At 44.1% G+C, this 20423-nt stretch carries 18 protein-coding genes; 9 read left to right on the top strand and 9 right to left on the bottom strand.

All coding sequences use genetic code 11. From position 1 onward, the window contains the following. Positions 1–14: 14 nt before the first annotated feature. Positions 15–467 (bottom strand): Fur family transcriptional regulator, encoded by a 453-nt coding sequence (locus AC0J2X_RS18970; protein ID WP_472996318.1) that lies wholly within the window; start codon positions 465–467, stop codon positions 15–17. A gap of 341 nt (positions 468–808) precedes the next feature. Between AC0J2X_RS18970 and AC0J2X_RS18965 the strand changes: the two genes are divergently transcribed. Beyond that, positions 809–1201 carry a DUF3718 domain-containing protein gene (locus AC0J2X_RS18965; RefSeq protein WP_014949240.1) on the top strand — a complete coding sequence of 131 codons (393 nt, stop codon included), beginning with the start codon at positions 809–811 and terminating at the stop codon, positions 1199–1201. Between the two features lie 170 nt (positions 1202–1371). Here AC0J2X_RS18965 and AC0J2X_RS18960 read toward each other — a convergent pair whose 3' ends face one another. Then, positions 1372–2889 (bottom strand): mannitol dehydrogenase family protein, encoded by a 1518-nt coding sequence (locus AC0J2X_RS18960; RefSeq protein ID WP_472996317.1) that lies wholly within the window; start codon positions 2887–2889, stop codon positions 1372–1374. A gap of 10 nt (positions 2890–2899) precedes the next feature. Beyond that, positions 2900–4615 carry a purine-cytosine permease family protein gene (locus AC0J2X_RS18955; protein WP_069944162.1) on the bottom strand — a complete coding sequence of 572 codons (1716 nt, stop codon included), beginning with the start codon at positions 4613–4615 and terminating at the stop codon, positions 2900–2902. 440 nt (positions 4616–5055) lie between these two features. Here AC0J2X_RS18955 and AC0J2X_RS18950 point away from each other — a divergent pair, with 440 nt between their 5' ends. The 4 genes from AC0J2X_RS18950 to AC0J2X_RS18935 all read left to right on the top strand — a co-directional run bounded on the left by AC0J2X_RS18950 (position 5056) and on the right by AC0J2X_RS18935 (position 8117). Further along, positions 5056–5736, top strand: a complete 681-nt coding sequence (locus tag AC0J2X_RS18950; protein ID WP_472996316.1) for an HAD family hydrolase — start codon at positions 5056–5058, stop codon at positions 5734–5736. Then, positions 5733–6689, top strand: a complete 957-nt coding sequence (locus AC0J2X_RS18945) for a sugar-binding transcriptional regulator (protein WP_014949236.1) — start codon at positions 5733–5735, stop codon at positions 6687–6689. Before AC0J2X_RS18950 ends, AC0J2X_RS18945 begins: the two co-directional genes overlap by 4 nt. A gap of 332 nt (positions 6690–7021) precedes the next feature. Continuing rightward, on the top strand, positions 7022–7420 hold the full coding sequence (locus AC0J2X_RS18940; protein ID WP_014949235.1) for a DUF3718 domain-containing protein: 399 nt from the start codon (positions 7022–7024) through the stop codon (positions 7418–7420). A 298-nt stretch (positions 7421–7718) separates the two neighbouring features. Then, complete coding sequence (locus AC0J2X_RS18935; RefSeq protein WP_014949234.1) at positions 7719–8117, top strand: DUF3718 domain-containing protein; 399 nt, start codon at positions 7719–7721, stop codon at positions 8115–8117. Between the two features lie 94 nt (positions 8118–8211). Here the strand turns inward: AC0J2X_RS18935 and AC0J2X_RS18930 are convergent, their stop codons facing one another. From AC0J2X_RS18930 to AC0J2X_RS18915, 4 genes are all read right to left on the bottom strand, one after another. Next, positions 8212–9096: an alpha/beta fold hydrolase gene (locus tag AC0J2X_RS18930; protein WP_472996315.1), complete on the bottom strand. Its 885-nt coding sequence runs from the start codon at positions 9094–9096 to the stop codon at positions 8212–8214. 155 nt (positions 9097–9251) lie between these two features. Further along, complete coding sequence (locus AC0J2X_RS18925) at positions 9252–11051, bottom strand: acyl-CoA dehydrogenase C-terminal domain-containing protein (RefSeq protein WP_472996314.1); 1800 nt, start codon at positions 11049–11051, stop codon at positions 9252–9254. Between the two features lie 9 nt (positions 11052–11060). Next, positions 11061–12242 carry an acetyl-CoA C-acyltransferase gene (locus AC0J2X_RS18920; RefSeq protein ID WP_014949231.1) on the bottom strand — a complete coding sequence of 394 codons (1182 nt, stop codon included), beginning with the start codon at positions 12240–12242 and terminating at the stop codon, positions 11061–11063. Between the two features lie 160 nt (positions 12243–12402). Next, complete coding sequence (locus AC0J2X_RS18915) at positions 12403–14526, bottom strand: 3-hydroxyacyl-CoA dehydrogenase NAD-binding domain-containing protein (RefSeq protein ID WP_472996313.1); 2124 nt, start codon at positions 14524–14526, stop codon at positions 12403–12405. 245 nt (positions 14527–14771) lie between these two features. On the opposite strand from AC0J2X_RS18915, the gene AC0J2X_RS18910 reads away from it, so the two are divergent. The 3 genes from AC0J2X_RS18910 (at position 14772) to AC0J2X_RS18900 (ending at position 16989) form a co-directional block, all read left to right on the top strand. Next, entirely contained in the window at positions 14772–15686 is a 915-nt protein-coding gene (locus AC0J2X_RS18910; protein ID WP_472996312.1) for a haloalkane dehalogenase, read from the top strand. Positions 15687–15730: 44 nt separating this feature from the next. After that, positions 15731–16495 carry an SDR family NAD(P)-dependent oxidoreductase gene (locus tag AC0J2X_RS18905; protein ID WP_014949228.1) on the top strand — a complete coding sequence of 255 codons (765 nt, stop codon included), beginning with the start codon at positions 15731–15733 and terminating at the stop codon, positions 16493–16495. Positions 16496–16713: 218 nt separating this feature from the next. Continuing rightward, positions 16714–16989, top strand: coding sequence for a hypothetical protein (locus tag AC0J2X_RS18900; RefSeq protein ID WP_472996321.1), 276 nt, complete (start codon positions 16714–16716; stop codon positions 16987–16989). 456 nt (positions 16990–17445) lie between these two features. Here the strand turns inward: AC0J2X_RS18900 and AC0J2X_RS18895 are convergent, their stop codons facing one another. Then, positions 17446–17811 carry a DUF4870 domain-containing protein gene (locus AC0J2X_RS18895; protein WP_014949226.1) on the bottom strand — a complete coding sequence of 122 codons (366 nt, stop codon included), beginning with the start codon at positions 17809–17811 and terminating at the stop codon, positions 17446–17448. 11 nt (positions 17812–17822) lie between these two features. Further along, positions 17823–18203: a gamma-glutamylcyclotransferase family protein gene (locus tag AC0J2X_RS18890; RefSeq protein WP_472996311.1), complete on the bottom strand. Its 381-nt coding sequence runs from the start codon at positions 18201–18203 to the stop codon at positions 17823–17825. Between the two features lie 225 nt (positions 18204–18428). On the opposite strand from AC0J2X_RS18890, the gene AC0J2X_RS18885 reads away from it, so the two are divergent. Then, positions 18429–20249 carry a M2 family metallopeptidase gene (locus tag AC0J2X_RS18885; RefSeq protein ID WP_472996310.1) on the top strand — a complete coding sequence of 607 codons (1821 nt, stop codon included), beginning with the start codon at positions 18429–18431 and terminating at the stop codon, positions 20247–20249. Positions 20250–20423 lie beyond the last annotated feature (174 nt).

Genomic DNA, 20423 nt, shown 5'->3' with positions numbered 1-20423 from the left:
AAAGAAGCGCTGCATTACTTGCAGTGCTTGCAGATACACGCCACTTCAAGGTGTGGCGTTACAATATCGCACCCTAGATTTTTAGCTTGCTCAACAAGATTTTCAGATATGGTTGGGTCTATCGCAACTTCTTCAACAGAGCCACATTGAACACAAATTAAAAACTGTGAGTACCCGTGATGCTCGCAACATTTTGCTTGAGAACACGCGACAAACTTGTTGTTCAAATTCAGTTTGTGTACTAAATCAGTCTCAGTGAGAAACTCTAGTGCGCGATATATCGTCATAGGCTTTACATCTTCAGAATACCTCGTAGTGAACATATCCTTTATCTCGTAAGCGGAAAGCGGAGCTTGGGCATCTATTAATAAGTTCAATACTCTTTTGCGTTTTTCTGTTAAGCGCAAACCGTCCGAGTCGCATTTATCCTTTGCTACCGCAAGTAAATTTACAAACCGTCGATTCATATAACCCTAGCGTCAAAATGACGATTTCCTGTGACATTAAATGGCATGGCGTTCACAACCCAAAGCGATTAATCACGCACCTCAAGCGTTACACTATAACATATCACTTTCAAGTGATTATTGTCAGCCCTGCACCACAAAAAGGCACTAAAGAATTGTTTTTGTAAAAGAGTGGTTCAAGCCTCGATGCGAACGACAGAGGCTTAATTCAACTACCTTTCTATACTTATAAAACCACATACCTAAGTATCGCTTAGAACGTTTTCAAGATTTCATTTTTGTCGTTTAATCCTCTCGAACAAACAAACAAACAATCTATAGAAGTACTTGAGGAATTAACCATGTTGAAAATTGTTAAAACTTCTCTTGTTATCGCAGCGACATTAGGTGTGTCGGGCGTAGCACAGGCTGATGTTAACGAAGCACTAGCGAATATTTGCACTATCGTTCAAGCGGACGATAAAGGCGAACTACGTAAGAAAATGCGTTCAGTCGAATCAGACTACCGTATGAAACTTAAAGACTACTACTCAGCAATTAGCTGTGGCGGTAACAGCCTAATTCGTACAGCACTACTAAACAATGCTTTAGAAGCTGGCGAGTTACTTGTTAAGAAAATGCCAAAAAGTGATTTAGAAGCACCTGAAGCTGATGGAAAAACACTTCAAGCTTGGGTTGCAGAAAACGGTCTGCAAGATAACCCAATTGCTGCGGTTATCAACGACCGCCTATAAAACAGTTTCACACCATGTGAACCAGTTCAACATGGTTGCAGAGAAATCTGCACTTTAGAAAGCGACCCTCGGGTCGCTTTTTTCTTTTGTATCAGTTGATAAAATTCAATGCATAAAAAAGGAGAGTATTCCCTACTCTCCTTCGTACTAATACAGATTCCCCATACAATCTAACAAGCTCTGGCAAGCTCGAGTTTATTGTTTGCTACCTTTTCGCTAATCAGCAACACCGGCTCTTGTTGATACAAGCGCTCTACAAAGCCCTGGAAACTAGCGGTAAAACTCGCTTCATCAACCAGCTTACCAAATACTTCTTCTAGCATTAAAAAACTAAGGCTGTCTATTTGGTTATTACTAGCCGCGTTGTGTAACTTATCAGCTAACACATCGTTGATTTCAAGTGACTTCCCGTCTTGAGAGGCATGCCTGTCTGAATAGAAGGCCCAGCAAGCAATAACTAAAGCACTTATATCGGTGTCTCTGTTGGCCGCCAAATTATCTCGCACGGTGGGCAATAAAAACACCGGAAGCTTAGCCGAACTTTCAAGGCAAATTCGCGCTAGCGTATCTTTAATGAAAGGGTTGGAGAAACGAGATAGCAGCGTATCTCTGTATTCATACACGTCAATCCCCTCTACTGGGTCGAGTGTTGGCATAACCTCTTGTTCCATAAAGATTGATAGAAGACGCTTTAACTGTTTCGCTTCAACACTTTCATGGATAGTTTCAAGCCCTGCTACAGAACCAACCAAGCCAAGTACTGAATGGCCCGCATTAAGCATACGAAGCTTAAGCTTTTCGTACGGTGCCACATCGCTTACAAACTGCGCGCCTACTAAATCTAAACACGGCTTGGTATTGCAAAAGTCATCTTCAATAACCCACTGGTCAAAAGGCTCACACACTACAGGCCAAGCATCTTCTACGCCCTGAGCCCTTAACGTTGCGATATCTTCATTTGTGGTTGCAGGCGTTATTCTGTCTACCATTGAATTAGGGAAACTCACGTTTTCGTTAACCCAAGTAGCAAACGCTTGGTCAAACAGTTCAATATACGCAAGCAGCATTTTCTTTAACACATGGCCATTGTGCTGAATATTGTCACATGACATAACGGTAAAAGGCCTAACGTTGTTTTCTTTGCGTTTTTTAAGCGCTGCAACTAAATAGCCGAAAACCAGTTTAGGCGTTTTGGGGTTTTCGATATCGTGAATGACATCAGGGTTAGTGGTAATAAATTCCCCTGAGGAAGCATCAAAATTATAGCCACCTTCGGTAATGGTTAACGATACGATGCGTACTTCGGGCTCAGCCATTTTATCAATGACTGCTTGAGGATCGTCCGGCGCCATCAAAAACCCCGTCATTGCACCGATAACTGATGCACTGCGGGAACCGTCATTGTGCTTTTCAACCAAGGTATATAAGTTATCTTGTTCGTCGAACACTTTTTTCATCGCACGGTCGTTCTCGCGAAGACCCACACCACAAATGCCCCACGATAGATCGCCGGTTTTTGCCATTAATCTGTCTACATACATGGCTTCATGTGCCCGATGAAAACCACCCACACCAATGTGAACAATACCCGTTTGAACGTTCTCCACATCATAAGCTGGACGCCTTATGTCATTTGGCAACGACGATAAGTTCGCTCTGTTCAATAAAATAGACGTTTGAGATTGCATAAGAACCTTATTAGCTTTGTAACGCTTTGTGGCGACGCATCGCCCAATACGCAGTAACGAAATAGATAACGGTGCACGCGAACCCAACATTAAAGAATAAGTCTCGGTTCAATTCGTAAGCGACAACCGTGTCACTAAGAGAAAAAGTTTTGATTGCCAATGCTATGGACACCAACAAACTCGCTAGCGATGTAAGACGCAGTAATTTAGATACGGCAGTAACGTCTTCAACGTGTTCGTTTTCTAACGCCGCTTCTTGCTGCTGATGAGCTTCAACACGTGCATTGAAAGCATCTACTTGTGCTTCTTGCTCAGGATAAGCTTGTTTTGCACCATACTTTGCGGCCAGTGCTGTATATACAGCTATGGTGAAGAACCACGTGGGTATGAATAGATAGTAGAAAGACATGACGTCTAAGACGTTTAAACCAAAGCCAAACACAAGCCCCAAGCCCCAACTCGCTACCGCTGGCGTGCTGTGAGTAAGGCTTTGATAATGTGCCCAATAACGTGTGAATCCAATACGCGGAAAAATCATGTGCTCTGCGAACACAATTGCTCCTACAGGAACAACAAGTAATCCAGCATACGTTAACAGTGGCAGTAATTTAGTAAACACGAACGGAAAACACGCAATTGCAACGGTGACCATACCGACGACCGCGGTCGTTGTAGTACGCGATTTATCTTTAAAAATAGCTTGCGCGGCAAGTCCAGCGCGATAGAGATTCGCGTTTGCTGTAGTCCAGCCTGCAACGATAACAATAACGAGTCCAGAAAGACCTAATGCGTGGAAAGCCACATCGCCCGGGTCTAATTCACCAATGGACTTTTGAACAATAACCGCTGTACCTGCGCCCATAATACCGGCTGAAATCCATGCTATATAATGACCAAATAACATCCCCGCCGACGTACATAAACCGTAACGTTTACGCTTAGCAAAACGCAGTAACGCCATATCAATAAGGCCGAAATGCGTTATCGTGTTCGCTGCCCACGAAAAGCCAATCACTTCTAATAAACCAATACCAGGCTCACCACTTTGGGTGAAGCCCGTCCACACCGATGTACTACCGATATGAATAAAGTCATTCCACGATGTAAGAAACGTTTGCCCAATCACAGATTCAGCGAGTGCAGGCATTAGAATAAGTGGACCGCAAATGAACATGGTGAACAACCAAGGCGCACAAATACGAGAAAAATTGGAAACGGCGTTAAAGCCATACATAGCGACAAAGACAACTATCACACCGACTGCAAGCACGACGGCAACAAAAGCTAAATTAGTCGGATACCAATTTAACTGCGCCGGAATATTCAATGCAAAACGCACGGCGGTTGCCGACACCGTAATCATAGCGGCCGATATCACTGTAAATATGATGACATTCGCCCAGTTATAGAGCTTGGTCATAGAGTCGCCAGCTATTTTCTGAAGATACGAGTACAAGCTCAAACGGGTATCTACAGCGATAGGCGTAGTGATAAGTGTCCAGCTTAGGACAGCAAGTAGATTACCAATTAATAATCCCAACAGAATGTCGGTCATGGTGGCGCCTAGCGCAACAAAGGTTGCACCAAATACGAATTCAGTGGCTGCAACATGTTCACCGGCATATAAGCCCATGAAATGTTTCCACCCTTTTAACTTATGTTTAGCGACGGGGAGTTGCTCGTCACTAACTTGTGAAATATCAATATCACTAGACGTCGACTTCATCTTCAAATCTCGTGTTGTAGGTGTATTTCCCACTGGTTACAAAATACTTCAAGAGCATTTGCCCAGGCATTGGGATATATCTCAATTTTTGTAAATATTTGCATATACCCTCTACTTTGTAAACAGCCATTAACAAAATAAATGGAGGCTTGTTTATTTAATTAACACAATAAAAATGCACAATTAACCAATCAAAATAAACGCGATATAATCTATCCAATTGATACTATGAAGAAATTTTAGAGACGAAATTTGAGGCCGAAAACCGCGTATGTAGTCGTATGACTCAAGAACTGCTTGTTAAGGTAGAACAAACGCCATCAATTACCTTACACTTAGGCAAATGTTCATATAATTAGGGCTTGTTGACCTTTGGTGTACGAATACGGAATTGGCAAGGGGACGTTGGTTAAATGTTAATAGTTGAAGGAAGGTGACTCTTGCAGGCACACAACGTGGAACTGGTGATTTTTGATTGTGATGGCGTACTGATTGACAGTGAAGTGCTGTCGATGCAGGCGTGGCAAGCACTTCTGTCTAGTTTCGATATTGCATTATCGAAACAATATTTTATAGAGCATTTTCTTGGAAAGAGCATGGAGCACGTTCAGGGTAAGTTAAAAGATGACTTTGCGCTCACACTTACCACGTCCATGAAAAACAAATTCCATGAATTACTGTTCGACAGTTTCGAGTGCCATTTACAAAAGACTACCGGTATCACCTCTGTACTTTCTGCACTTAACTCACTAGGTGTTCCATTTTGTGTTGCCACAAGCAGTTCACCTGAAAGAACAACGAAGGCGTTAACCAGCACAGGGCTTCTTTCCTATTTTGAAGGCCGCATTTACACGCGAGCACTCGTAAATAAAGGCAAGCCAGCACCAGATTTATTTTTATATGCGGCAAATGCGCTCAACATTGCTCCTAAAAACTGCCTAGTTATTGAAGACTCTCAGCCGGGGATCGCTGCCGCTAAAGCCGCAGACATGCGCTACTTCCACTATACAGGTGGCGCACATCTACAGAATTGTATTGTGACATCGGACAACACCATTAATTCATGGGACGAGTTTTACTCTCGAATCCCTGACATTTTTGACATGAGAAAAATTAAATGAGTAAGAAAGCACAAAACGAACTCAATAAACTCGACGAGGCCGCCAGAGCAGGATGGATGTACTATGTTGGTGGTAAGACGCAAGATGAGATAGCTAAAACGCTCAAAACATCACGCCAAAGCGCACAACGCTTAGTGGCGTTATCCATGTCGGAAGGTCTTGTGAAAGTGCGCTTAGAACACCCGATTGCTAGATGTATGGAATTAGCGCAAGGCATAAAGAAAAAATTCGGATTAACTTTCTGTGAAGTTGTGCCCAGTGTTGATGACGATCCCAATTCAACGCTTGGCCTTGGTCAAGCGGGTGCAGCAGCAATAGAAAGAGCTTTAAAATTCGACGCTCCACAAACCATCGCGTTTGGCACTGGCCGTGTACTGCGTGCCTGTGCTGATGAATTGTCAATACTTCACTGCCCTCAGCATAAAATTGTTTCCCTTGTTGGTAATATTGCTGATAACGGAGAGGCGACGCGTTATGACGTTGCTGTTCACGTAGCCGACAGAGTTAAAGCACAGCATTATCCTATGCCTATCCCTGTAATAGCATCTAGTAAACTAGAACGGGAAATTTGGCAACAGCAACAACACATATCTAGAATTCACACGCTTGCCGAGCAAGCGGATATTAGCTTCGTAGGCATTGGTAACTTAGGCAGTGTGTCTCCATTGTATAAAGACGGATTTATCGACGATGATCAATTAGCAACCCTCGCTGAATCTGGTGCAAGTGGCGAAATCATAAGCTGGATCTTTAATGAAGAAGGTGCGTTGATTAGTTGCGATATTAACGAGAGAGTAACGAGCTTTAAGTTGAAAGCAACGCCAGAAAAGCCTGTAGTAGGTGTTGCAGCGGGCGACAACAAACTGCACGCTATAAGAGGCGCTCTGCGATCGAAATTGCTCAATGGGCTCATCACGACAGAACGTACTGCCTCAGCACTGCTTACTTCTTAATTTCGTTCTTTTCTTATTAATACAATGCCTATTGCGTACATTTTTAATACGCATTAACTTCAACAAAAAGCAAAAAAACAGCATTAACGTTGTTTTTTTGCACTTTATTTGGCTATTTATTGATCTGCAATTGCAATTCAACATAGTTTGCCTGCGCCCTTTAATACTAAAGGCTACAGCGCATTTCATACCTCTTACATCTTTAGTCTAACGTATTATTCGATATACCTTGTTATTTGAATGAATGTTTTTCATTCGACCTGATTGTTTTTTAATTAATCCCGAACAGACAAACCGATTAATTAAACAAATATAACGAAGGAAATTTAACCATGTTGAAAATCGTTAAAACTTCTCTAGTCATCGCAGCATCAACATTAGCTTTTTCAAACGCAGCACAAGCAAATGACGTAAACGAGGCACTAGCAAACATCTGTACTATTGTTCAGGCTGACGACAAAGGCGAATTGCGTAAGAAGATGCGTCGCGTACAGTCAGACTTCAAATTAAAGTTACGTGATTATTACTCAGGTGTTTCATGCGGTGGTCAAAGCCTTATCCGCACGGCCTTAACGAACAACGCAGTTGAGGTAGGTACACTGCTTGTTAAGAAAATGCCAAGCAAAGACCTTTCTGAGCCCGAATCAGACGGCAAAACACTTCAAGCGTGGATAGCAGAGCAAGGCTTACAAAGCTCGCCAATTTCTGCTGAGCTTAACGATAGAATCTAAGCACTAATTCACATAGCCATGTGAGTCGATTCAACATGGTTGCAGCGTCAGCTGCAATGAAAGGCCCCGCTACGGGGCCTTTTTACTTTCTATCTCTTTAAATTTTCACGTTCTTCAACCCAGTGACTTAGGTAATCAAGCTACGGTATGCGTGAGCTTGTAACGCAAGCTCACACTTTAGGTATGGATTGACATACCATGTTATTTTACAACATGTTTTTCAAATAGTTAGATTCGGGTTTAATGCATCTCAACGAACGAACACAATCTTAATAACAACAACCGAAGGAATTTAACCATGTTGAAAATCGTTAAAACTTCTCTAGTAATTGCAGCATCAACTTTAGCTTTTTCTAACGCAGCTCAGGCTAATGACATCAACGAAGCACTTGCAAACATTTGCACAATTGTTCAAGCAGATGACAAGGGCGAACTACGTAAGAAAATGCGTAGCGTTCAATCAGACTACAAACTTAAGCTTCGCGATTACTACTCTGGCATTTCTTGTAACGGCCAAAGCCTAATTCGCACTGCTCTTACTAGCAATGCGGTTGAAGTAGGTACTCTACTGGTTAAGAAAATGCCAAGCAAAGATTTAGCAGAGCCTGAGTCAGACGGTAAGACACTTCAAGCGTGGATTGCTGAACAAGGTCTTCAAAGCTCTCCTATTTCGACAGAGCTTAACGGCAGAATCTAATATAACTAATTAATCACACCATGTGATGTAACGATTCAACATGGTAGCGGCAGGACGCCGCACTGGAGGCCCCTTTTAGGGGCCTCACCCCTTTCTAGAACCCTATAAAATTTATCACTTCTTTTTGTACCCATTCAGGTTTTTCCCTGTGTAACCAGTGCGACGCGTGCGGATTAAACCGCTTAATTATCAATGGAACATAGTGTTCGATTTTATCCAGTACACTTAGATCAAACGCATCATCCTGCTCTCCCCACAATAACAGGGTTGGGCAGTGAATGAATATTTCAGGTATACGAATATCATCCAACACTTTCTCAGATACATTCTTTTGTGGCACTTGTTGAGGCATTTGCCGATAGTAATTGAGCATCGCACTGAGGGTTTCAGGTTTACCCCAGTCGTTAAGTAGAGTCCTTGAATAGCTGGTTTCTTTCTCAAAAAAGCCGTTGCCTAACATATTTTTCAATAACGTAAAGCTTGTATTTGTAAGGGTCCGCTCTGCGCCCTTATCAATAAGCGCAGAGATATACTGGCTTTTTGCTCTTTGCGTAAAAGAGGTCTTTATTGCCCGTGTAAAACAAGAAGGATGAGCAGCATTAACAATAATAAGTTTGCTAATTAATGTTTGGTGAAAGGCTGCTAGGGGCCACGCTATTGCCCCACCCCAATCGTGTCCCAACAAAATAACCTTTCGGCCTTTTTGAACTTTCTCGATGAAGGCGGCCATTCGACTTATCAATGATGGAACTTGGTAGTCCGTTTCACTGGGTAGTGGACTCGATAAATGATAACCGGGCAAATCTGGGGCAATGATGTTAAGTGATGTGGGGAGTGTCGCCATTAACGCTTCCCATGTGAGCGCATTTTCTGGGAAGCCATGAAACATGATAAGCAGAGGGTTCTCTGCGCTCTCTTCTTCTCGGGATAAATAATGAAGGCTGGCTCCCTCAACATTCACGTACTTTGAAACAACCACTGTGCTCACTTCCTCTATGTTGTTTTTAAGAAACAAAAAGGCCGAGCAAAATAACGTATCCAAATGATTATTTGGTTAAATCATTTTCTCGGCTACATTATTTTCTCGGCCTTTCGTACGTCTTTTAATTACGCACGTGTATTACTTTTATGTCGTTACTCGATGGCGAACATACTCTCTGGCATAGACATTAAGTTGTCTGCACCTGATTGCATAGCAGAAACCAGTGAGCGAGTACGGGTTAACAAACGGTCAAAGTAGAAGCCCGTTGTTAAGATTTTACTCTTATAAAACTCGGTTTCGGTGCTGCCTGCATCAAGCTGTTCTTGTGCTTTCACTGCCATTTTTAGCCAGAAGTAAGCAACGGTGACATAACCTGAATACATTAAGTAATCGACAGACGCTGCACCAATTTCATCTGGGTTCGATGCTGCTGCCTTACCGATATCCATAGTGATCTGCTGCCACTCGTCAAGATGAGAGTTTAGCGCGTTAGTCCAAGCACTAAACTGAGCGTTATCGCGCAATGAATTACAGTAGTCGCGCACTTCTTGAACAAACACATTAAGCAATTCGCCATTAGAGCCCATTACTTTACGACCTAATAGGTCAACGGCTTGAATACCTGTAGTACCTTCATACATGGTGCAGATACGGGTATCGCGAGCGAGCTGTTCCATACCCCATTCTTTGATAAAGCCGTGGCCGCCATAAACCTGCATACCGTAACTCGTGGCTTCTTGCGCGGTTTCAGTTAAAAAGGCTTTTACGATAGGCGTTAAGAATGCAAGTTTTGCATCCGCAAGTTGCTTCTCAGCCTCGTCGCTACCATACAAAGTAATGTCAACTAACTGCATACAGTAAGCGGCAAGCGCTCGGTTGCCTTCCGCGAACGCTTTCTGCGTTAACAGCATACGACGTACATCAGGGTGCACAATAATAGGATCAGCTGGGCCATCAGGATTTTTACGCCCTGTTAATGAACGGAACTGAATGCGGTCTTTTGCATAGCGAAGCGCACCTTGGAATGCTGCTTCAGATGATGCCAAGCCTTCAAGACCAGTGCCAATACGTGCGGTATTCATGAACGTAAACATGCAGTTTAGGCCGCGGTTTGGTGGCCCAATCAAATAACCTTTTGCGCCATCGAAGTTGATCACGCAGGTTGCGCTGGCTTTGATACCCATTTTATGTTCAATGCTTCCGCAGCCTACTGCGTTTCTATCTTGCTTTTCGCCATCTTCAGATACGTTAAATTTAGGTACAACAAATAGTGAAATACCTTTGGTCCCCTCTGGCGCATCTGGCAATCGAGCTAACACAATGTGTACGATATTTTCAGACAAGTCGTGTTCACCTGCCGAAATAAAAATCTTCGTTCCTGTTAAGCTGTAGGTACCATCTTCTTGAGGCTCCGCGCGACATTTCAACATGCCAAGGTCTGAACCGCAGTGTGCCTCGGTCAAACACATAGTACCTGTCCACTCACCGCTAACCAGTTTTTCAAGGAACATTTTTTGTAGTAATTCAGAGCCATGGGCTTTTATTGTTGCCATGCAGCCCTGGCTTAGACCTGGGTACATCGCCCAAGAATGGTTTGCGCCTGAGAACCACTCAGCAATGATAGATGACAATGAATATGGTAGTGCCTGACCGCCAAATTCCTCAGGGTGAGACATTCCTGGCCATCCGCCCTCAACATACGTTTGATAAGCTTCTTTAAAACCTTTAGGCGTTGTTACTTCACCATCAACCCACTTACACCCTTCTTCATCACCTGATGCATTGATGGGCGCCAGTACGTTCTCTGAAAACTTTGCAGCTTCAGCGAAAATCGCCGACACCAAGTCTTCTGATGCTTCGTCGAAACCTAGCTTTTGATAGTGATTTTGATAATTTAGTAGCTCATGTGTTACAAACATGGCGTCACGTTGTGGAGCTTTATAACCTTCCATACCCAATACCTATATTACTTCAAATAGACCAGCAGCGCCCATGCCGCCACCGATACACATGGTGCAAACAACATATTTCGCACCGCGTCGTTTACCTTCGATGAGTGCATGACCCACCATGCGAGCACCGCTCATGCCGTATGGGTGACCAATAGAAATGGCACCGCCGTTTACGTTTAATAATTCGTCTGGAATGCCTAACTTATCGCGGCAATACAGTACCTGTACTGCAAACGCTTCATTAAGCTCCCATAGACCGATATCGTCCATGGTTAATCCATGCTGCTTTAATAGCTTAGGAATGGCGAACACTGGGCCAATTCCCATTTCATCTGGCTCACAGCCTGCTACTGCAATACCGCGATAAATACCAAGAGGTTGAGCATTGCCTTTTGCCGCTGAGTGCTCATCCATAATCACTGTCGCGCTGGCTCCATCAGAAAGCTGGCTTGCATTACCTGCGGTAATACAACCACCTTCTATCACTGGGTTAAGCGCTTTAAGCCCCTCAAGCGTTGTTTCTGGGCGATTTCCTTCGTCTTTTGACAAGGTCACTTCACGCTCAGAGGTTTCACCTGTTTCTTTATTAAATAAGGCTTGCGTTGCTGTGATAGGTACAATCTCATCATCAAACTTACCTGCTTCTTGAGCCGCTGCTGTGCGCATTTGGCTTTGGTAACCGTATTCGTCTTGTACGTCACGGCTAATGTTGTAGCGCTTACCCACCACTTCCGCAGTTTGAAGCATTGGCATATAAATATCTTTGTGCTTAGCAACCAGTGCAGGGTCTACTGCACGAAACATATTCATATTTTTGTTTTGCACTAAAGAGATAGAATCTAAGCCGCCCGCAACCATAATGTTGGTATCGCCCGTACGAATTGAATTCGCTGCGGTAGCAATGGCATACATGCCAGAACTGCATTGGCGGTCGAGTGTCATACCCGCTACGGTGACCGGTAAACCACCCGCTAAACCAGCCAAGCGGCCAATATTCATGCCGCCACTGCCTTGGGTTAGCGCTGCGCCCATTACCACGTCGTCGACACTGGCAGGGTCGATCCCTGCGCGTGCTACTGCGTTTTGAATAGCATGGCCACCTAATGAAGGGGCTGGTAAATTGTTCAGTGCACCTTTATAAGCGCGCCCGATTGGCGTACGTGCTGTACTTACGATAACTGCATCGCGCATTTTCATATTCCTTTCAGTTGGGCTGAAAGTTCAGCCAAAGTTTAGCTAGGCCTACGTGCTTCCTCTCGAAGTTACCTAGCTTTACCAAATTCGGATGTCGGGTAACGAGAGCTAGCGCTAGCTCTCACCGTCGATTAACTCTCGCTAACGAGAGCTTTGTCTACTTCGCTTTATAGCTTTTAAACGTGCCGCCGCTTTGGGCCAATTTCACCAACAAATCACTTGGTTCAAGCCACATCTTTCCGTAATCACCCAATTGATCACGATAGGTAGTCAGCTTATCTAAAATAGTGCCTAGCCCTACTTCGTCGGCATATTGCATAGGGCCGCCGCGATACACAGGGAAGCCATAACCGTAAACATAAATCACATCGATATCGCTAGATTTAGCTGCAATGCCTTCTTCTAAGATGGCAGCACCTTCGTTGATCAATGAGTACATGACGCGAACTAGAATTTCCTCATCGCTAATGTCTGAACGCTGAACCACGCCTAAACGTTCTGCTTCTTGCTTGGCAATTTCTAGTACTTCTGGATCTGGGACAGGAACTCGACTTCCAGGTTCATAGTTGTAAGCTCCGCGTCCGGTTTTGAGTCCGTTGCGCCCCTTTTCTACTAAGCGATCTGCCACTGCACCGTAAGCGGGGTCGTGTGCAATGTGCTCTTGTCGAGACTGTCGTACATAGTAACCAATATCTAATCCAGCCATATCACCCATAGTGAACGGCCCCATTGGCATGCCAAACTCGGTTAAAACACGATCAACTTGCTCAGGTGTTGCTCCTTCTAGCAGTAAGCGGTTAGCTTCACGGCCGTAAGGCTCAATCATGCGGTTACCTACGAATCCGAAGCAAACGCCTACCAACACCGCTACTTTCTTGATGCGTTTAGCCATCTTCATGCAGGTTTTAATGACTTCAGCAGATGTCTTCTCTGCTTTAACCACTTCTAGCAGTCTCATCACATTCGCTGGCGAGAAGAAGTGAAGACCAATTACATCTTCAGGACGGGATGTGGCTGTCGCTATTTCGTCTATATCCAGTGTTGACGTATTTGAAGCCAAAATGGCGCCTGGCTTACACACTTTATCCAGCGTCGAGAATACGGTTTTCTTTACTTCCATCTTCTCGAAAACGGCTTCGATGACGAGATCAACATCAGCTAAGTCGTCATACGACGTAGTACCTGAAAGCAGTGCCATGCGGCTCTCTACCTGCTCTTGGGTTAACTTGCCTTTTTTCGCTGAGTTTTCGTAGTTCTTTCTAATAAGCGCTAATCCCGTCTCTAGCGCTTCTTCTTTGAGCTCAAGCATTGTGACTGGAATGCCGGCATTGGCGAAGTTCATAGCGATACCACCGCCCATTGTTCCGGCGCCGATAATCGCAACTTTATCAATGTTGCGCTCAGGAGTATTTTTGTCGAAATCGCTCACATGACCTGCTGCGCGTTCAGCAAAAAAGAAATGCTGCTGGGCACGTGCCTGTGGCGTATTCATACACTCCATGAAAAGCTTGCCTTCATTTTTAAGGCCATCTTCAAAAGCGAGCGTGTAAGCGCCGCGTACCGCTTCGATACATTTTAATGGAGCAAAGAAACCACGAGTCGCTTTTTTAGTTTGTGCAGTTACTGCATCAAACACCGCCTGCGTTTCGTCAGACATGGACAGCGTGATATCACTGGTGCGTTTAATCGCTTTATCTGGCGTTAATGCTTGTAAATACGCTTTTGTATCTTCAAGTAAATGCTCAGGCTTATCAGAAATTTTGTCGAAGACACCTGGAAGTTTGACCACCGACGTAGGCTTGCCTGTTACGATCATTTCTAACGATGTTTGTGCGTCGGCTAAACGAGGAAGGCGCTGAGTACCGCCTGCGCCCGGTAATATGCCTAGATTTACCTCTGGAAGACCCACCTTATTGTCGGCAAAGGTGATGCGATGATGGCAAGCTAACGCCACTTCTAAGCCACCGCCGAATGCTGGTCCAGGGAGAACAGCAACAACCGGCTTAGACGCATTTTCAATCTTGTCTAGTACCTCAGGCAGCATGGGAGACAAATCGCCACCAGAGAATTCGCTGATGTCAGCTCCACCCGAAAAAATAGGTAGTGAAGAAGTAATAACAATGGCACGTACGCTGTCGTCATCTAGTGCATTGTTTATGCCTTCTATCAACCCTACTCTGATAGCGCGTGACAGCGCATTAACGGGCGCACTTTGCATTGTCAGCGTGGCAACACCCTGTTGTACTGCATATTCTACGGCTTTATTTTCCATCTCAGTCATAACCATGTCCTGTTTATCACGTTAACTGGATGTTATTGCAGTGTTGTCAATCATCCAAGTTTATTGGTGTTATAGACATTTATCATAATATTTAATATTGACCGCCAGCCCCTTTGTGAATTCATTTCTCTGCGCAGAGCCTGTCCTACCTTGCCTAAGGTTTATTTGACAGAAAATAAAACCGGTGTTTTTGTTAATCAGGCAACACTTGTAATTACATTTTATTTACAAAAGGATGATTGGCTATGCAAGTGCTTAAAACACCGGAAAGCGCCTTCGACACGATCACTGGCTTTCCCTACTCCCCCTGTTTCACTGAAGTAACAGACACAGTAAGCAGTGAAATAACAATGGCCCATTATCAATGTGGACCGAAAGATGGACATACCGTGCTATTAATACACGGCGAACCGACGTGGGCTTATTTGTACCGCAAGATGATGCCCATATTGGCTGATGCGGGATTCAATGTCATCGCGCCGGATCTCATTGGTTTTGGACGCTCAGATAAACCAGTAAGAAAGGAGGACTACTCCTACGCTCGTCATGTGATATGGCTAAAAGACTGGTTTTCACAGGCTACTAAGGGCCCTGTTACACTCTTTTGTCAAGACTGGGGAGGTTTACTAGGCCTGCGACTTGTCGCCGATATGCCTGAGCGTTTTTCGGGTGTAATGGTGTCTAATACCGGATTGCCCACTGGCGACCACCCGCCAAGCGATGCTTTCATCAAATGGCGCCGTTTCTCACAGGATGTCGCCGTATTTCCCACATCTTTGATCATTCAAAACGCCACAACCACTGTTCTAGACGAGGCGACGCTTGCAGCTTACGACGCCCCTTTTCCAGACGAAAGCTTTAAAGCAGGTGCGCGTATGTTCCCTATTCTTGTTCCTACAAGCCCAGACAATGCTGAGGCACAGGCGAATAGACAGGCATGGGAAAAGCTAAAGCAATATAACAAACCTTTTGTTACGGCTTTCGGTGATAGCGACCCTGTCACTAAAGGTGGCGATAAGGTATTTCAAAAGCTCATTCCGGGCAGCAGCGGCATGGCTCATACCCTTGTAGAAAACGGTGGTCACTTTATCCAGGAAGATCAAGGGGAAATGCTAGCCAAATTACTCATTCAATTTATAAACCAAACGCAGCTGAAATAGCCACGTTTCAAAAAACATTAAACAGTTACTAATAGGAGATTACCATGGATGCTCTACTCGACTTTTCAGGGCAAGTTGTATTAATTACCGGCGCAGGCAGTGGTTTTGGCCGCTTGTTATCGCTAGGTCTTGCTAACCGAGGAGCAAAACTCGTTCTTTCAGACATTAACGAAACCGCCCTTGAGGAAACGAAAAAGGATGTAAAAGCACTCACTGATGTCGTGGTGCTAGCGGGTAATATTGCTAGCGAGTCGCTAAATAAGGCGCTGGTTGAAACAGCCATTGAAACCTTTGGCAAACTGGATATAGCCGTAAATAATGCAGGCATAGCGCACAACCCTGCACCAATTCATCAAATGACAGAGGAAATCATGGACTCGCAGTTCGCTGTGAATGTAAAAGGCGTTATGTTTGGAATGAAGTACCAAATACCCGTTATGCTTGCACAAAAGCAAGGGCACGTCTTAAATGTAAGCTCACTTGCGGGACTAGGTGGAGCCCCCAAAGGCGGTGCTTATGCTGCAGCAAAACACGCGGTTTCGGGGATAACCCGCACAGCCGCGGTGGAATACGGCCGAAAGAATGTTCGCGTTAATGCAATTTGCCCATTCTATAGTCCTACCAATATTTTGAACGTAGACGGGTACAACACCCCTGAAGCGCGCGAGCAACTAGGCATGGGAAGTCCTATGAAACGTCTAGGCGAACCGCAAGAAATCGTTAACACCATGATGCTGATGCTTTCCCCTGGCAACTCTTACATGAACGGGCAAACCATAGCAGTAGATGGTGGTGTTACAGCATGGTAATTTTTATCTCGCAGTTTCGAAATACACGCAAAGGTATTTTTTGACATACCTTTGTATGACTCATCATGTTTCTCTTTCGTTCTACTTTAGGTGTAATGAAGAGGAACAAACAAATCGATGAATGAGGCGAGTGCAACCGCCTCTGCAATCGACCCCCTATCAAGTAAAACCCAATAATTTTATTTAGCGATTAAGTTGAACAAAAAGAGAAAAATGTGATGAAAAAGCCAAGTAAAAACATTTTTTTAGCTACCACACTTTGTATAACCTATTCGTTGATTAACGTTAGTATTGCGCAAGAAGCCCAATCTACGCTTGTAAATATGAAGGAAGTGCCTTCTTCCCAACTATTAAAGAAGCAACGTCAAAATAAACCGCTAGCACTAAGCACGGTGAAGCGCGGTACTGATGTTTCGCTTCAAACCACCAAACAATCCAAAAGCCAATACCTTATTCATAGCGTACTGCCAAGCAACCGCTTTAGCGCGAAGTAATTTTTAGGCGAGTACTCGTCTATCAGGTTAATCCTTTATTTAAAGCCATTCTTTGCGTTTATTATTCTCTTTTACTCTATCGCACACGCAGCAATAGTATTTTACGACTCAAATATTTATACCAATCCGCATAGATAAGTGCTAACCGACGACATAGCACTTTTGAAAAAGTAGTGCCCTCGCAACGACAATAGCGACATATAAGTTAATTATACTAATTATGAATAGCGCGACACCTATTTAAAAACTATCTTCAAGATTACAACAGGTAGAAGAATTCATAGGAAAGAGGTGAACATGCTTTTAAAACCAAAACACATCGCGTTATTGTTCACGCTGGCAATTGCAGTATCTGCAATGGGATAAGCACGAAGGCGTTTCAACATGGAAACGCCCTTCGAAAGCGCTCTTCAGTAGTAGTTTTTCTTACTAAACGTAACGTAGAATTCCGTTAGGTTAACGTTTAAAAAACTCAAAGCTTAGCGGGTACACCCACAACTCCCCTTTGTTCGCTTTGACTGCTGCCACGATAGCAAAGACGATGTTCATTAATCCAAGAGCGATGAAGCCTAGGGCTCCTATGATAATCAGCGTCAAGACAAAACAAATAACAGAGTAAATGAGCAAGCTTATTAACCAATTCGCTGTCACCCTGCCGTGCTGATTGATGTCTTCATTTTGATCTTTGTGAGCGATCCATAGCACGATAGGCAATATGATACCTAAGCCAGGTATAATGAAACTGGATAACTGAGAAACATGAATGAGTGTACAGTAGCTTCGAGCGTTCAAGCCCCAGTAGAGTGGTTCTTCCGTTGACATAATGGTCCTTTTTATTGCGTTGGTTTGATTTGATAAATATAGGCGTTTTCAGTGTGACCGGCATCAAGCTTAACAGGAACAATGACCCGCTCATATTGCTCACCTTCAAACTCATCCAGCATGGCCCAGTTTTCGGCAAGTTGAGTAGACGTTAGCATCATGCCCTTCACCTCTTCTTTTGCTTTAGTTAGATCAGAAATAACAATTCCTGGAAACCCCATAACTGCTCCCCACCCTTGTTGAACTAAGTGCCCTTCTACCGTACCAGACTGCCACTGGCCATCAATATGGGCGACGATATGGTGATTTGGGCAATTAGGAGCAAGGCTTCCGTAGATAAACAACCTTTCTAAATCAGGTGTAGCAGACGTTACATTGTCATTGTTTTGCATTACTTTGACCCATTATTAAAAAACTTTTCGTCAGGTGTTGAGGCAAATTTAAAAACAGGCCCCAACCGTTCGCATTTCTAGTTATAAATTGCCTAAAAAAGCCAGTGCTTTTGTGAGAGTAATATCGAATTTGTTTTACAAAAGCAACACAGCGTTACACAATGCTAGAGCATGTCTATGTGAACGTCGATTCACGTAAAAAACACAATAATTAAAGGACAAAGTATGCTCAATCACAAACGTACTCTGATAGCAGCATTGGTAAGCGTTTCGCTTATGGGGTGTGGCGAAAGTACAACACAGACAGAAACTAAACCACAACTCACTGCACAAGACGCCAAGCAGTTTTTAACACAGGCGCAAAATGATATTGCAAAAATGCAAGTTCCTGCCGCGCACGCCGAGTGGAGCTACGCCACGAATATCAATTTCGATACAGCAGCAGTCAGTGCTTACTTTAATGAAGTGCTTTCTACCAAGGTTGCAAAGTTAGCTAAAGAAGCGGCGAAATTTAACGATGTAGACGTAGATGCCGACACCCGCAGACAGCTTGATCTACTTAAAAACAGTTTAACAATGCCGCCGCCTGCAGATGCCGAAAAAGCAGAGCGGCTTGCAAAAATTGGTTCTGACTTAAGTGCCATGTACGGCTCTGGTGAGTATTGCAGCGAAGATGGTACGTGCAAAAGCTTGGTTGAAATGAGCTCTGAAATGGCCACCCTACGCGATGCTGACAAGCTACTAGAATATTGGACAGGCTGGCGTGAAGTATCTAAACCAATGGCAGGACTCTATGCAGAACAAGTATCGCTTGCCAATGAAGGCGCTGCAGAGCTAGGTTTTGAAAACGTCAGCGCCTTGTGGCGTGGAAAGTACGATATGCCAGCAGATGAATTTCCCAAGGAATTGGATCGCTTATGGACGCAAGTAGAGCCTTTCTACGAGTCACTACATTGCCATGTGCGCGCTAAGCTAAGTGAACACTATGGCGAAGACGTAGTACCTCAAGACAAACCAATCCCAGCCCATTTATTAGGTAACATGTGGGCACAGTCGTGGGGGAATATTTACGATATTGTTAAACCTCAGCAGGAAATGAAAGTTCCTGATGTTACAGGTGCATTAGCTGAACAGGGGTATGACGAAATCGCCATGGTTAAACAAGCAGAGTCATTTTTCTCATCGCTTGGCTTTGAAGAACTTCCAGATACCTTTTGGGAACGCTCTATGTTTCAAAAGCCTGAAGGCCGTGACGTTCAGTGTCATGCCTCTGCGTGGGATTTAGATGACAAAGACGATCTTCGTATAAAGATGTGTATTCAAAAGACTGGCGAAGAATTTAACGTTATTCACCACGAATTAGGTCACAACTACTATCAACGCGCTTATAAAGACCAACCACTTCTTTACCGTGGTTCGGCAAACGACGGCTTCCACGAGGCTATTGGCGACACCATCGCTTTATCAATAACACCTAAGTACCTTAAGCAAATCGAGTTAATTGATGAGATCCCAGACGCATCAAACGATATCGGTATGTTAATGCAAGTTGCGTTAGACAAGATTGCCTTCATTCCTTTTGGTCTGATGGTTGACCAATGGCGCTGGAAAGTGATGTCAGGTGAAGTAACACCTGAACAATACAATCAACTATGGTGGGAATTGAGAGAAAAGTATCAGGGTGTGATGGCGCCTGTTGAGCGCAGCGCCGACGCATTTGATCCGGGTGCAAAATATCACGTGCCTGCTAACGTACCTTATACACGCTATTTCCTAGCGCATATCCTTCAATTCCAGTTCCATAAAGCACTGTGTGACATTGCAGGTGATGAGGGCCCGCTTAACCGTTGTTCTATCTACGGCAGTGAAGAAGCCGGTAAAGCACTTAACGAAATGCTAGAGATGGGTATGAGCCAACCTTGGCAAAATGCGTTAGAAACACTGACAGGCTCACCGCAAATGGATGCCAGTACTATCGCTGACTACTTTGCGCCACTAAAAACGTGGTTAGATGAGCAAAATGCTACACGCCAGTGTGGCTGGTAACTATATCCGTTATGATTAGCCGCTGGCTAACATAATTAATGCAGTCCAAAAAGCCTCGAATTTCGAGGCTTTTTTTGTTGAATTTAAACTTTTGTACCATTGTAAGAGCGGTAGATTAGCGTAACGTTAGTGTATAAATTTTATGTAATTTTTGATTATATTATGCGCACCCTG

The organism is Alteromonas sp. R7 (genome assembly GCF_055755235.1).
This window is presented reverse-complemented; position numbering and strand designations above follow the sequence as displayed.